The organism is Aquabacterium sp. (assembly GCF_016234775.1).
Classification (GTDB): Bacteria; Pseudomonadota; Gammaproteobacteria; order Burkholderiales; family Burkholderiaceae_C; genus Aquabacterium.
On the sequence record NZ_JACRAH010000051.1, the window covers coordinates 86,889 to 101,208 of the forward strand.

The following is a 14,320-nucleotide window of genomic DNA, read 5'->3' on the forward strand; positions in this document are numbered from 1 at the left end:
TCAAAACCCCATTCGTGCTGCGCGGCTTGTGAAGAATATGCCGCTGGGTGAAGGCAGGCTCAGCGTGCCGAGCGTCTGAAGGGAGTTGGTGTCGATGACGGTCACGAGGTTGGCATCTCGCGATGAAATCCACACGGCTTCGCCACGTGGTGTGAACTCCATGTGCAGGACGGCCTTGCCTGGCTCCAGCGTCCGGACGATCTGGTGGCTTTGCGTGTCGATGACCTGTACGCGGTGGTAATCTGGCACGGCAAAGTTGACCCAGACTTGGCCACCATCAGGGCGGGCCATCACGAAGACAGGCTGCCCAGCTACGGCGATGCGCCCGACTTCCTGCCAGGTGTCGGTGTCGACCACCAGCACTTCGTGGCGCCCGATCGCGGGCAACCAGGCTTGCCGACCTGCCACGGCCCAGCCTCGCAGATGGGGCATCTTGTAGACGGGGAGGGCTTGTTGCCCTCTGCCATAGCCTTGCAGGATGCGTCGTGCTTCGGGCTTGGGTGCCCACAGGTCAATCAGGGTCAAGCCGTCTTCACCAAAAAGCCCGGCGATGTAGTAGCGGCCGTTTGGAGTGACCAGGGCGTCGTATGGCTGATGGCCGATCTGCGTGAATCGCTGCACTTTTGGTTGCGAAGGATCAGCCAGGTCGGCCAGCCAGATCTGGTCTGCATCGAACAGGGAGAAGATGAAGCGGTGGCCGGGCAAGTCTGCCAGGCCGACCACGCGGGAGCGCTTGCCGGGTGCGTATTCGGCTGGAATGTCGGCCACGAGGTTCAGTGTGTGGGCGTCGAATACCTTGACGCCGCCGGGCTCGTAGTTCTGCGCGGCAACGAGCTTGCCGTCTTGCGAGATGGCGCCGCCGATGCTGTTGCCGGCCTGCATGCTGCGGGCTTCAATCTGGCGGGTGAGGATATTGATCTTGGTGAGTCCACCATCACGGCCGAAGACGTAGGCGTGGGCCTGATCGCGCGAGAACACGACCGATGCATGCGACAGATCGCCCAGGCCGCTGATCTCGCCCAGGATGGTTGGCGAGCTGGTGTTGACCACGGCCACGGTGCCGTTGGCCCGTTCAATCACCACGCCCAGATCACCCGTACCGACGGGAACGGGGGGCGTGGTGCAGGCGCCCAAAAACAGTGAGGCGGCCAGGGAGAGGATCAAGCGTACGGTGTTCACGGTTGCTTCACCTCGGGAAAGCCGCGCAGGAGTTGCTTTGCAATCCAGCGAGCGTCTTGTTCATCCAGCATGCTCTGCCAGCCTGGCATTGGTGTGCCGTAGCGGCCTTGCAGGATGGTGGCCACGAGCGCGGGCACGGGGCGCTCGGCCAATGATGTGGGTGTCAGTGCGGGGCCGAGCCCGCCTGTGAGGCGCATGCCATGGCATGAGCCACAGTCCTGCCTGACGATGTGAATGAGGGCCTGTTGCCTGACAGCCGTTGGCTCGGGTTCAGGTGTCTGTGTCTGAGGCCAGGCGCCAAACGGCAGCCAGCACAGCCCCCATACTGCGATATTGACGCATGCAGCCCACCATCGCCTGAACTGATGTGCATGGACGATTGGCGGCATGCTGGTTGCAGGATTACTGGGTTTTGAGAATCTGATCAACCGAGCCTTTGAGGTCGGCATCGCTGATCTTGTCGGCCGGGTGAGGCGGCATGGGGATGGGGCCCCAAGCACCAGCGCCACCCTTGCGGACCTTCTCAGTCAGCTTGGCCGAGGCCTCCTTGTCGCCCTTGTACTTGGCGGCGATGTCCTTGAAGGACGGCCCCACCACCTTCTTGTCTTTGGTGTGGCAGGCCATGCATCCCGCTTTGCCCATGGCCTCGTCGGGTGTGGCAAGGGCTGTGGTGGCTGCCAAGGCCAGCGAACTGAGGATCAACAGTTGTTTGATCATGATGTGTTTCCTTCTGTTGTGATCAGTAGATGTCGTGCTGGGTGTTGTTGACGTTGAAGTGGCCAGTAGGCGTGATCAGCCGTGGATCCTTGATGACCGACTTCAGCTTGAGCGTCTTGTCATCCACCACAACGATGGCGGATTGCTTGTCCTTGGCCGACCACACGGCGAACCAGACTTCGTCACCAGCCTTGTTGTACTCCGGCTGAACCACGCGCATGGCGCCGCCATCCTTGATGCCAGTCCAGTCTGCGATTGGCAGCACGGTGTAACCCTTGGCCAGATTCTTGATGTCGTACACGGCGATGCTTCGCGAGATGGCGGGATCTGGATTCAGGGGGTTGTCTACGTACAAGTGCTTCGATTTCGGATGGCTCTTGATGAAGAGTGAACCACCGCCCTGACTCTTGATGGTCTCGACCACCTTGAATGCCTGCGCCTTGTGGTGAACCGGGTCCGTGCCGATCAGTGCGATGGTGTCATCACCCAAATGCCCTGTGGACCATACCGGGCCATACTTCGGGTGTACGAAATTCGCACCGCGACCCGGGTGAGGGATCTTGCCCACATCGATCAGGGCAGCCAGCTTGCCGTCCTTGAGGTCAACCGCGGCAATCTTGTTACTCTGATTGGCTGCCACCATGAAGTAGCGCTTGCTGGAGTCAAAGCCGCCGTCATGCAGGAAGCGAGCTGTGCCAATTTCGGTTGTCTTGAGTGCGTTGATGTCCGAGTAGTCCACCAGCAGTGTTTTGCCGGTTTCTTTCACGTTCACGACGAATTCAGGCTTGAAGTGCGAGGCCACGATGGACGCCACGCGGGGCTCTGGGTGATATTCCTGCTTGTCGACCGTCATGCCTCGAGTGGCCACGATCTTGAGCGGCTCCAGTGTGTCGCCCTTCATGATGGTGTACTGCGGCGGCCAGTAGCTGCCCGCGATGGCCAGCTTGTCTTCATAGCCCTTGTACTTGGACGTGTCAACCGAGCGGGCTTCCAGGCCCACGCGGATTTCGGCCACGTTGTCCGGTTTGGTCATCCACAGGTCGATCATGTTGATCTTGGCGTCGCGGCCGATCACATAAAGGTAACGCCCCGATGCTGACGTGCGCGAGATGTGCACGGCATAGCCGGTTTTGACAATGTTGATGATCTGTTTGGTGTCGCCGTCGATCAGGGCCACTTCGCCGGTGTCACGCAGCGTGGTCGAGAAGATGTTGCTGATGTTGTAGTTGTTCAGCTTTTTCGTCGGGCGCTTCTCGGGCGGCACGATGACTTTCCAGGTGTCCTTCATCTGGTCCATGCCGAACTCGGGTGGCTGCGGAGGATCCTGCTGGATGTAGCGGGCCATCAGATCCACATCGGCTTCGCTCATCTCGCCAGAGGTCATCCAGTTGGGCATACCGGCGGGCGAGCCATAGGCGATGAAGACCTTGAGGTAATCGGTACCCTTGGCCAGTGTGATGTCCGGGGTCAATGCTTTGCCCGTGGCGCCCTTGCGCAGCACGCCGTGGCAACCCGCGCAGCGCTCGAAGTAGATCTTGCGGGCTTTGTCAAATTCCGTCTGGGTCATGGCGGGCGCTTTGGGATTGGCGCTCTGGTACATCGGCTCATTGGCGAGCGGCGAGGTTCCTGCCTGGTAGTTGATCTCGGACTGTGAGGGCTTCTTGGCTTCTTCAGCGTGTGCCCCGAATGCCAGCGCCACCGTCAAGGCGGCAGCCAGTCTGGCCATGCGCGGAGTGTTCATCTTTGTTTCTCCAGTATCGATGGGGCCGGCGGACAACCTGACCCGGTGCTGTGCCGTTGAGGTACCGGTTGGTGAAGGACCTGCTTGGGGTGGCGACATACCCTCATGTGAAGCAAGGGGATGTTCGATCTGGTGAAGTGGGCTGTCCTTGAAGCAGTTCAAGAAATGCCAGCCCTCATCTGGGCTGATGCGGAAGGGCGACGGTGGTCGCGCATTCGTTTGTGTTGCCTCAACTTGCCTGGGTCGTGGGTGCGACCTCTGACTGCGGGCGTGATGCGCACTTGTCTGAATACACCAGCCGTCGCCTGACACTGGCAGTTGATGTGGCGCATCTGCTGCCGCAGAGGGAGTTGGACGGGGAGTTGCGCTTCGATCGCGAGTACATCAAGGACGCTGATACGCCTCAGTCGATCAACCGTGACCGTTATGACGCGAACATCAAGTTCAAGCAGTTCTTTGATAGCTCACCGTATGACGCCTATGTGTCGCCACGCGTGCGGCACAACCGCTTCGGCTACTACCAATCGGCGCAAGCCTTGCGCGCCGGGGTGGGGCGCAAGTTTGGGGGCGATGGTGACTGGACGGTCAGTGCCGAACTGGGGTCAGGCTATCGGGTGGCCCATGCCGAAGATGGCGACAACGTCAGCGAAGTGCTTTACACGACCAGTGTGAAGGCCAATTGGGAAGTCACCGATCAGCTGTCGCTCAAGTTCAATGGTGTGCAGGAGCAAAGCCGCCGCGAGACCTTTCGGACCATGGGGCTGGCTCTGAACCTCAGGTCGAGGTTTTCAGGGCGTAGTCAGCTGGCTTGCCTTTGAGACCCTTGTTGACCAGGTAGGTGAAGTAGCGCGCGCCTGCACGCACTTCCATGTCGCGCCAGCCTGGAATACGGTAGCGCAGTGCCGTGGCCTTGTGCAAGCCCGCGGCCACGGCGATCACCATGGCCCACAAGGGATGGCGTCGGATGGCCAGTTTGTCGGCCAGCTTGCTGCCCAGCAGTCTTCTGGATATGGCTTCCAGGGCACCTTGCGGCAGGAAGAAGGGTGATTGCCATGCCAGGCCCTGGTGCACGGCAGCTACCAGGGTGCGGCTGTTGTCGTCCGGTGTCATCAATGTGCGCTGGAAGAGCTCGTACAGGTGCGCTTCGTCTTCGAGCGTGTCTGGCAGCAGCGAGAGGTTCACGCCTTGCAGGTAATTGCCATAGCGCCACAGCAACTGGTAGCTGCGCGCTTCATCTTCAGGGATGACCACACCCAGGCTGCGCATGCTGTTGATCAGCAGGGAACTGAAGCCCAGTGAGGTGAGGCCCATCTGCTGCTGGTTGATCGGGCTGCCCAGCTCATCGCTCGGCCACTGCGCACGCGTCATCACGTGGTAGCGCACCATGGCGTGCAACAGGCGCACGCGGATGATGGCCTGGTGGCCAGGCGCCCCCACTTCCAGCGCGCCGGGCTGCATCACGGCGTGGACCATGGTGGAGGTCTCGAACAAGCGCCTGACCACATCCTGACGCAGCCGGCCCGTGTGCAGCAGCACCTTGGCCGAGCCAGGCGGTGTGTAGGTCACCAGCAGGCTGCCCAGCACGAACGAGGCAATGGACAGCGGTGCACAGCGCAGGAAGAGCTCTTGCCCCTTGCGCATGGCCTGCGTGTCGGCCCAGCTGGGCACATGGCTGATCTGGTCCATGAGGGTCTTGTAGATGCCGCCTTCCTGTTTGGCCAGTTGCTGAACCTGGCTGAACAGGTCGCCGCCGCGCCGCCCGCCTTGCATGAGTGCCGAGATCACGGCATCGGCGAGCGGGTCGCCTTGTTGGGAGAATTGCTGGTAGGCCTCGGAGGTGGGAAGCGTCACGATGTCACCTTGCTTGTTGGTTTGACTGGCCTTGAGCGTAAAGTCGGGGCTGGTGTGGCGTCTTGACGCGGCTGACAAGCGGTTTTGACATCACCTTCACTTTCTGTGGCGTTGGGCTTTAACTTGTTGACTGCTGCTGGTTTTTATCTGCGATACCTTCTTGACGCGATGTCGAGCCTGGGCATGGACCTGGCGGATCTGGCGTCGACCAAGGGCGTGGTGCTGGCCGAACTGGCTGACCCCGGCAGCCGGGTGGCGCTGGATCTGGTTGACGAGCTGCTGCAGGAAGCCCTTCGCGCACAAGACCGCGCCGAGGGCATGCCGCTGAGCCTGCAACTCGGAGGGGCCGTGACCCCCGTGGCGCTGGATGTGCTGGCCTATGCCAGCATGAGCAGCGGCACCCTGGGCGATGCCATCAAGCTGCTTTGCCAGTTCGAGCCCTATCGCCTGGGCTTTGCACAATGTGAATTGAGCGAGGAGGGCGATGACGCTGTGGTGACCTTGCAAGCGCAAGGTTCGTGGCCCAGCTTGCCCTTGCAGATCGAGGCCGCCTTGGCGGGCTGGATCGAGTTCGGGCGCTGGATCACGGGCAATGTGTCTCATCCTCGTTGCATCGAGTTCGCACACGCGGCAGACGCACCGCAGGCGCGTTACGAGGCTTTCTTCCACTGCCCGGTGCTGTTCGAGCGGGGGCGCAACGCGGTGCACATTGACCGCCAGTTGCTGGGGCATCGCCTGGCCGCGTCCAACCCCGATGTCTGCCGCCTCATGCGCGAAGAGATGCAGCGCCGAATCGAGCGCTATGCCCGTGGCGAGCAGTTCATCGTGCGCATGGACCGCGCCATCGAGGCCTGCCTGTCGGACGGTGTGTTGACGTTGGAGAGCGTGGCGCAGGCCATGTCTCTGGAGCCCAGGCAGTTTCGTGCTCAGGCCAGTGCAGCTGGCACCTCCCTGACGGCGGCAGTGGATGCCGTGCGCCAGCGCCTGGCGCGCCAGTACCTGACCGGTGGCGTGCCGCTGGCCGAGATCAGTCAGCGCCTGGGCTACTCGGAGCAGAGTGCCTTCAACCGGGCCTGCGTGCGCTGGTTCGGTGTCAGCCCGGGCAAGTGGCGGGCTGACCTGGCCTGATCACCGGGGCGAACAGCCTCAGGCCAGCACCACCACACTCTGACCTGCAGACACGCCGCTGCCTTCCTGGCAGCGCACCTGCAGCACCTTGCCTGCAGCGGGCGCCAGGACCGGGAACTCCATCTTCATGGATTCAACCACGGCGAGCGTCTGGCCTTCCTGCACCTCGTCGCCTTCCTTGACGAGCACCTGCCACACGCTGCCCGGGACGGGGCTGCCGACGGCGGTGGCACCTTCCGGCAGCGCATCTGCGTCGCGCGCGGGTGCTTGATCGGGCTCGCTGAGGCTGCCGTCCTGCCCGGAGACCTTCCAGCGTTCGCGCTCGGCATCGAAGGCGGCTTGCTGGGCCTGCTTGAAGGCCGTGATGCTGGCGGCCTCGTCGTTCAGGAAGCGCTGGTAGTCACGCAGGCTGAAGCGGCCTTCTTCGATCTTCAGCTTCATGCGGCCGGCCGGGAAGTCGCGGCGCATCTGGGCCAGTTCGGCCTCGCTGACCGGGTAGAAGCGGATCTGATCGAAGAAGCGCAGCAGCCAGGGCTTGCCGGCTTCGAAGTCGGCTGCCCCGTGTCGGGTGTCGCGCCAGCGGTTCCACATCTGCACGGTGCGGCCCACGAACTGGTAGCCGCCAGGGCCTTCCATGCCATAGACGCACATGTAGGCGCCGCCAATGCCCACGGCGTTCTCGGGCGTCCAGGTGCGGGCGGGGTTGTACTTGGTGGTGACCAGGCGGTGGCGTGGGTCCAGCGGCGTGGCCACCGGGGCACCCAGGTAGACATCGCCCAGACCCATCACGATGTAGCTCGCGTCAAAGACGATGCGCTTGACGTCGTCAATGCTGTCCAGCCCGTTGATGCGGCGGATGAACTCGATGTTGCTGGGGCACCAGGGGGCGTCGGGGCGCACGGACTGCATGTACTTCTCGATGGCCAGGCGCGTGGCGCTGTCATCCCATGACAAGGGCAGCCACACGGTGCGCGTGGGCACCGAGATGTCGTCGCTGGCGGCCAGCGTGGCTTCGGCCTGGTTGATCGCGGTCAGCAGTTGCGTGCGGGGCAGGGCCATCGGATCGAAGTGGATCTGCAGGGAGCGGATGCCCGGCGTCATGTCGACGATGCCGGGCAGCTTGCCTTGATCTCGCAGGGCCTGCAGGGCGGTCATCACGGCATGCACGTGCAAGCGCAGCGTCAGGTCCAGCTGCAGGGGGCCGTATTCGACGAGCACGTAGCGGTCACCGGCCTGGCGGATCACGCGGTCAGCCTGGGTGTCGATGATGGGTGACAGGCTTCTCGTGACTTCATGCGCGGGCACGCCTTGTGGCAAGGCGGGGGCGCTGATCGCTGCTGTGTGGCCACGTTGCGCGCCAACGGAGGCCACCAGCGTATCCACGGCCTGTTGCATGGCTTCGGCTTGCGCCAAGGTGATGGCATGAAAGCGCACCGTGTCACCCGCCTTGAGTTGGCCCAGCTTCCAGCGCTCGGCGCCCACGACCACGGCCGGGCACACGAAGCCGCCCAGGCTGGGGCCGTCCGGGCCGAGGATCACGGGCATGTCGCCGGTGAAGTCGATGGCGCCGATGGCGTAGGCGTTGTCGTGGATGTTGGAGGGGTGCAGGCCGGCTTCACCGCCGTCCGTGCGCGCCCAGTGCGGTTTGGGGCCGATCAGGCGCACGCCGGTGCGGCTGCTGTTGTAGTGAACCTGGTAATCGGTCGAGAAGAAGACGGCGATGTCATCGGGCGTGAAGAAATCCGGCGAGCCATGCGGGCCGTACATCACGCCGATGTCCCAATGGCGGCTGAGCGTGGGGGAGAGCTCCTGGGGCAGGGCGTGAGCCGGGTGGCTGGGCGAGCTCAAGGACAGGTCACCGAAGGCGGGCGAGCCGGCAGGCGCTGCGCTCACATGCAGCATGTCGCCGGTTCGCAAGGTGCGGCCGGCATGGCCGCCGAACTGGCCCAGCGTGAAGGTGCTGCGGCTGCCCAGGTACAGCGGCACATCCAGCCCGCCTTGTGTGGCGAGGTAGGTGCGTGCGCCCCCTTCGGCCAGTGGCGCTGTGCCCAGCTTCAGGGTACTGCCCGCCTTGATGGGCAAGGCACGGTTGAAGGCTTGATCGGTACTCAGCACGATGCCGTTCAGGGTCACGGGCATGGGGGCACCCGTGAGGGCCACCACCATGTCGGCATGGAAGCGCAGGGCGGGGCCACCCACGGTGCACTCCAGCGCGGCCACGCCTTGTTCGTTGCCGACCAGCTTGTTGGCCAGTCGCAGGTGCAGGTCGTCCATGGGGCCTGAGGGGGGCACGCCCACATCCCAGTAGCCGGTGCGGCCGGGCCAGTCCTGCACGGTGGTCTGCACGCCGCCGTCCAGCACCTCGATGGCACGCGGGTGCCAATCGAACTGCCCCAAAGTGCGCGTGACGATCTCGCCTTGCGCGAACACGGGCGCAGCTGTCACAGCGCGCAGGTAGCGCAGATTGGTCTCGATGCCGGCCAGGCTGGTCTCGGCCAGGGCCTTTTGCAGCTTGTGCACGGCTTCTTCACGCGTGTCGCCCGTGACGATGAGCTTGGCCAGCATGGGGTCGTAGTAGGGCGGCACATCGGTGCCACGCTCCACCCAGCCGTCCAGCCGCACGTCTTCAGGGAATACCACTTCGGTGAGCACGCCCGCGCTGGGCTGGAAGTTGCGCGCCGGGTCTTCGGCATACAGGCGCACCTGGATGGAGGCGCCCTTGGGCTTGGGCGCGTACAAGGGCCATTGATCGCCGCGGGCCAGGCGCACCATCCACTCCACCAGGTCGACCCCGGTGACCTGTTCGGTCACACCATGTTCCACCTGCAGGCGGGTGTTGACCTCCAGGAAGTAGAAGGCGCCCGTGTCGGCGTCGAGCACGTATTCCACCGTGCCGGCCGAGCGGTAGGATACCGCCTCGCCCAGGCGCACGGCGGCTTCCAGCAGGGCCTGGCGCGTGTCGGGTGCCAGGCCAGGTGCGGGCGTCTCTTCGATCACCTTCTGATTGCGACGCTGGGCCGAGCAGTCGCGCTCGCCCAGGGCCACGACTTGGCCCAGGCCATTGCCGAACAACTGCACCTCGATGTGGCGGGCACGCTCCACGAATTTTTCCAGAAACAGGCCGGCGTCCTTGAAGTTGGCTTGCGCCAGCCGGGCCACGGCTTCATAGGCCGCGTCCAGCTCGGCTTCATTGCGTACCAGGCGCATGCCGATGCCACCGCCGCCGGCCGTGCTTTTCAGCATCACCGGGTAGCCGATGCGTGCGGCTTGCGTGCGGGCGTCTGCGGCATCCGCCAGCAGATCGCTGCCAGGCAGCAGGGGCACGCCATGTTGTTGGGCCAGCTCACGCGCGGTGTGCTTGAGCCCGAAAGCCAGCATCTGCTTGGCGGTGGGGCCGATGAAGGCGATGCCGGCTTCCTCGCAGGCCTGGGCAAAGCCCGGGTTTTCTGACAGGAAGCCGTAGCCGGGGTGGATGGCGCCGGCGCCCGTCTGCCTGGCGACGTCCAGAATGCGGGCCACGTCCAGATAGCTTTGTGCAGCAGGGGCGGGCCCGATGCACACGGCCTCATCGGCCATGGCCACATGACGGGCATCGGCATCGGCTTCGGAATACACGGCCACGCTGCGCAGCCCCATCTTGCGCAAGGTGCGGATGATGCGGCAGGCGATGGCGCCCCGGTTGGCGATGAGAACGGTGGTGAAGCCCTTGGCTTGTGGCGAGGTGTCAGTCATGCTCGTTCAGTCCCAGACCAGGAATTGCGCGGGGGTGGGGTTGTAGGCGTTGCACGGGTTGTTGAGCTGCGGGCAGTTCGACACCAGCATCAGGATGTCCATCTCGGCGCGCAGCTCCACGTACTTGCCCGAGCCCGACACCCCATCTGCAAAGGTGAGCTGGCCATCCTCGGTGACCGGCACGTTCATGAAGAAGTTGACGTTGGGCACCAGATCGCGCTTGCCCAGGCCGATGTCGGCGTGCTGCAGGGCGATGAGGTAGTTGTCGCGGCAGCTGTGCATGAATTTTTTTTGCAAGGCGTAGCGCACGGTGTTGCTCTCTGCCGCGCAGGCGCCACCCAGGGTGTCATGCCGCCCGCAGGTGTCGGCCACGATGGTGAGCATGGGGTTGCCTTCGCTGGACATCAGCACCGAGCCCGTGGTCAGGTAGATGCCACCCTGGCTGAGCATGGTGTCCGTGGCGCTGTAGTGCTCGGCCGCGTCGTTGGCGTTGTAGAAGATCACATCGACCGCCTGGTTGCCTTCCAGATCGACGATGCGCAGGGTCTGCCCCTGGGCGATGTGCAGCAGATGGGGCTCACCCGATGGCAGCACGTGGTTGACCACGGCTTGGGCTGGGTCGAGCGGGCTTTCCTGGATGCGCACGGCCGTCGCGGCGGCGGTGTTCATGTTGTCTGCGGTGGCGTTCATGGTGGGCGCTCCGGTTCAGAGGTAAGTCATGTCGGCGTTGTGCAGTGCACGCGCGCACTCAGGGCGGAAGGCGCGGTTGAAGTCGTCCTTGGGCGCAGGGCCTGACTTCCAGGCGGCCAGCCCGACCTTGCCGGGGGCGTAGTCAGGGCGTGGGTCCAGCGGGTGTGGCGCGGTGGAAAACGCGATCAGCGTGTCCATGTCGAAGCGCAACTCCACCATGGCGCCTGCGGCAGCGTGGCCGGGCGCAAACTGGAAGCGGCCTTCGGCATCCACCGATACCTTGCTGAAGAAGTTCACCGGCGCAATCAGATCGCGGCGGCTCAAGCCGTACTTGCCGATCTCGATGAGCAGGCCATCCTTGCCGCTGCGGTACATGGCATTGCGGTGTGTGTGGAAGCTGCGGTCGCCGTATCTGGCGTGCAGGCGCTCGGCATCCAGCAGACCACCCATGGGGTCGTGCCAGCCCAGGGTGTCTTCGGTGATGCTGGCCAGGGCGCGGCCCATGTCGCTCATCAGCACGTGGCCGCGCGTGTAGTGGGCGGTGTGCTGTGCCTTGAGCGAGTCGGGCATGTTGTAGCGCTCGAGCTTTTCCCTGGCGTGGTAGAGCACCATGCTGAGGTTGGCGCCGGCATCCAGGGCCACCATGCGCAGGCGGCTGCCGCGGGGCATCACGTAAGACCAGTGGCCACCACCGGGCACGACCTCCGACCACATCACGCGCTCGGCGGGCAGATCTGGTGCGAAGCGCTGCCAGTGGGGCAGGGCGTCCACGGGCTGATCGGCGGGGGGATTGGCAGGTGCCGTTTCGGTAGAAGGGGTGCCTGGGGAGCCATGATCGTGGCGACCGCGATCATGGCTCCAGGCACTGTGGTCATCCACCGTGTTGATGGAGGACTGACTACGCTGTTCGTCGGCTGACATGGGACTGACTCCGGGCAGGTTGGGAAGCACGAGAGAGGACACTTCAAGTGCTGAAGCGAACCTCCCGGGCTTTTGTCCCGCCGTGGAGCCAGTGCCGGCAGTGAACCGACTCGGGCCGGCAGCTCTCGGACCAGTCATCCCGCCATGAGCGGGACCGGAACCCTAGCCACCTTTTCGAAGCAACGACATGACGTCGTTCCTCTCTGGCTTGAATGTAAGCAAACTTGATGCCAGCCCTTTTGCCCCCTTGCCGTCAGGTTTGTGCCTGAAACTGGTGCCAGATCGCCTTGATCGCCTGATGGCCTGACATGAAGTGGTGCATCCCCCCGATATGAGGGTGGGAATATGTAGCAGTCTGGCGCATTGGTGCGGCGCATCCAAGGGCGTTCACCGTGTTGCGGCTTGCGCGTCTTGTCGATACTGAAAGCGTTGCCTTTGGCTTGGCGCCGGGCTTTTCCCGGTGCCAAGCCCTTTCCTGACGGGCGGCCGAAAAATGCACACCGATCACGCACAAGCCGATCATTTGACCGAACAGGTCCTCTCCGCGAGGACCCGTATGCTTTTTTCGCACATCCCGATGGGCACCACCATTGCGGCTGGTCTGGGCTGCCTGATCGCCATCATGGTTGACTACATGGTGGCCGAGCCGATGGGTGCCCTGGGGTGGGGCTGGCTGGCTGGTCTGATCGTGCTCGCTACCATTCACATCACCCGCAGCATCCTGTATTTTCGTGCCAAGGACCGCCAGCATCCCAGGTGGATGCGCAACATCAAATACACCATCTTCGCCCTGAGTGCCTGGTGGGGCGCCATGTTGTGGATGTTGCCCGTTCGTGGTCATCTCGATTTGCAGGCGACCTTGATCGGCACGCTCTCCGGATTGGCCGCCTGCGGGGCTTTCATGCTCACGGTAGAACGTTCGGCTGCACGCATCTGGTTGATGCCCATGCTGGCCTCGGTCGCCTTGTATTGCGCTACCTTGAATTCGGTACTGGGCCTGTTTGGCGCCATCAGCATCACGGGCTTCATGGGCGTGTTGTGGCTTGAAACAGGGCGGGCGCACCGTCGTGTGGGCGAGCTGCTCTTCTTGCGCTACACGAACGATCGGATTACCGCGTCGCAAGCAGTGGCCTTGCGCGAGGCGGAGGCGCTCAGCCAGGCCAAGGGTCAGTTCCTGGCCACCATGAGCCACGAGATGCGCACGCCCTTGCACGGCATTCTGGGCTTGTCTCGCCTGATTCGCGGTGAGTTGCGCAGCCAGGAGGCCCACGAACGCATGAACCTGCTCGAATCGGCCGGGCAGCATCTGCTGGGTGTCATCAACGACGTGCTGGACTACTCCCGCTTGCAGGCCGGCCGCATCGAGCTGTCACCGGCACCGGTGAACCTGCCCGAACTGGCTCGTGAGGTGACGTCGCTCGCCGCGGTCAACGGCACGGAAAAAGGACTGGATGTGGTGCTGGATTCCGCCTTGCCATCCGACTACCTGGTCCATGTGGATGGTGGCCGCCTCAAGCAGATCCTGCTCAACCTGCTGGGTAATGCCGTGAAGTTCACGGAGCAGGGGCAGGTGACCATGCGCCTGTTCGAGTTGCCGCAAGAAGCAGATCAGCCATCGCGCATCGGCCTGGAAGTCAGCGACACCGGCATTGGCATCCCTGAGGATGAACTGGCCCGTGTTTTCGATGCCTTTCATCAGGTTGACGGACGCTATGAGCGCAAGGCGGCCGGCAGTGGCTTGGGGCTGAGCATCGCGCGCGAGATTTGCGTGGCCATGGGCGGCGAACTGAGCTGCGACAGCCGACCGGGCGAGGGCTCAACCTTCCGCTGCGTCCTGCCGCTGGCGCGCATGACGGCGCATGTTGCGCAGCTTGCCACCAAGGCGGCACCCACCATCACGCCGGTGGCCATGACGCCAGGCAAGGCCCCAACTGCTACGGTGCTGCTGGTGGAAGACAACCCGGTCAATGCGATCGTGGCACTCACCGAACTCGAGCAGATGGGCTTGCGCGTGGCCCATGCCGAAAACGGTCAGTTGGCGCTGGAGTGGCTGGCCCGACACGAGGCTGACCTGGTGCTCATGGATTGCCACATGCCCCAGATGAACGGCTTCGATGCCACGCGGCACATCCGCATGATCGAGTCACAGCGCGGCGTGGCGCCCGTGCCCATCGTGGCGCTGACCGCCAGCACGCAGCAGGAGGTGCAGCAGGAATGCCTGCAGGCGGGCATGAACGATTGCCTGTCCAAGCCTTTCCTGCGCGGGGACTTGCTGCGCGTGGTCAAGCGCTACGTGACGGGCGGGGCTCGCCGCTCGGATCGGCAGACCGAACCCATGGCCTTGGCCATGGCGGGCTGAAA

The 14,320-nt window shown here is 63.7% G+C and carries 11 protein-coding genes and 1 riboswitch; of the genes, 3 read left to right on the forward strand and 8 right to left on the reverse strand.

Features of this window, described 5'->3' with window-relative positions:
* The 4 genes from HY836_RS16290 to HY836_RS16305 are packed head-to-tail and all read right to left on the reverse strand — an operon-like array spanning nucleotide 1 to nucleotide 3,637.
* A complete protein-coding gene (locus tag HY836_RS16290) occupies nucleotides 1–1,161 on the reverse strand; it encodes a cytochrome D1 domain-containing protein (RefSeq protein ID WP_290678184.1) in 1,161 nt (386 codons plus the stop codon).
* 14 nt (nucleotides 1,162–1,175) lie between these two features.
* A complete protein-coding gene (locus HY836_RS16295) occupies nucleotides 1,176–1,628 on the reverse strand; it encodes a cytochrome c (protein WP_367114725.1) in 453 nt (150 codons plus the stop codon).
* A complete protein-coding gene (locus HY836_RS16300; protein ID WP_290678190.1) occupies nucleotides 1,582–1,893 on the reverse strand; it encodes a c-type cytochrome in 312 nt (103 codons plus the stop codon). Before HY836_RS16300 ends, HY836_RS16295 begins: the two co-directional genes overlap by 47 nt.
* A gap of 25 nt (nucleotides 1,894–1,918) precedes the next feature.
* The gene (locus HY836_RS16305) at nucleotides 1,919–3,637 is read right to left on the reverse strand and encodes a nitrite reductase (protein ID WP_290678116.1); all 1,719 of its coding nucleotides are present in this window, start codon (nucleotides 3,635–3,637) and stop codon (nucleotides 1,919–1,921) included.
* Nucleotides 3,638–3,858: 221 nt separating this feature from the next.
* Here HY836_RS16305 and HY836_RS16310 point away from each other — a divergent pair, with 221 nt between their 5' ends.
* The gene (locus HY836_RS16310; protein WP_290678118.1) at nucleotides 3,859–4,455 is read left to right on the forward strand and encodes a DUF481 domain-containing protein; all 597 of its coding nucleotides are present in this window, start codon (nucleotides 3,859–3,861) and stop codon (nucleotides 4,453–4,455) included.
* Here the strand turns inward: HY836_RS16310 and HY836_RS16315 are convergent.
* Nucleotides 4,412–5,488, reverse strand: a complete 1,077-nt coding sequence (locus HY836_RS16315; RefSeq protein WP_290678120.1) for an oxygenase MpaB family protein — start codon at nucleotides 5,486–5,488, stop codon at nucleotides 4,412–4,414. The genes HY836_RS16310 and HY836_RS16315 overlap by 44 nt on opposite strands.
* Before the next feature lie 183 nt (nucleotides 5,489–5,671).
* On the opposite strand from HY836_RS16315, the gene HY836_RS16320 reads away from it, so the two are divergent.
* The gene (locus tag HY836_RS16320) at nucleotides 5,672–6,616 is read left to right on the forward strand and encodes an AraC family transcriptional regulator (protein ID WP_290678122.1); all 945 of its coding nucleotides are present in this window, start codon (nucleotides 5,672–5,674) and stop codon (nucleotides 6,614–6,616) included.
* Between the two features lie 18 nt (nucleotides 6,617–6,634).
* On the opposite strand, the gene uca is transcribed toward HY836_RS16320, so the two are convergent.
* From uca to HY836_RS16335, 3 genes are read right to left on the reverse strand one after another with little or no spacing between them, the layout of a single operon-like run.
* Entirely contained in the window at nucleotides 6,635–10,348 is a 3,714-nt protein-coding gene (uca, locus tag HY836_RS16325) for an urea carboxylase (protein ID WP_290678124.1), read from the reverse strand.
* 6 nt (nucleotides 10,349–10,354) lie between these two features.
* On the reverse strand, nucleotides 10,355–10,993 hold the full coding sequence (locus tag HY836_RS16330; RefSeq protein ID WP_290678193.1) for an urea amidolyase associated protein UAAP2: 639 nt from the start codon (nucleotides 10,991–10,993) through the stop codon (nucleotides 10,355–10,357).
* A 60-nt stretch (nucleotides 10,994–11,053) separates the two neighbouring features.
* On the reverse strand, nucleotides 11,054–11,959 hold the full coding sequence (locus HY836_RS16335) for an urea amidolyase associated protein UAAP1 (protein WP_290678126.1): 906 nt from the start codon (nucleotides 11,957–11,959) through the stop codon (nucleotides 11,054–11,056).
* 59 nt (nucleotides 11,960–12,018) lie between these two features.
* Nucleotides 12,019–12,136: riboswitch (guanidine-I (ykkC/yxkD leader) on the reverse strand.
* Between the two features lie 400 nt (nucleotides 12,137–12,536).
* Here HY836_RS16335 and HY836_RS16340 point away from each other — a divergent pair.
* Nucleotides 12,537–14,318, forward strand: a complete 1,782-nt coding sequence (locus HY836_RS16340) for an ATP-binding protein (protein WP_290678128.1) — start codon at nucleotides 12,537–12,539, stop codon at nucleotides 14,316–14,318.
* The last annotated feature ends 2 nt before the right edge of the window (nucleotides 14,319–14,320 follow it).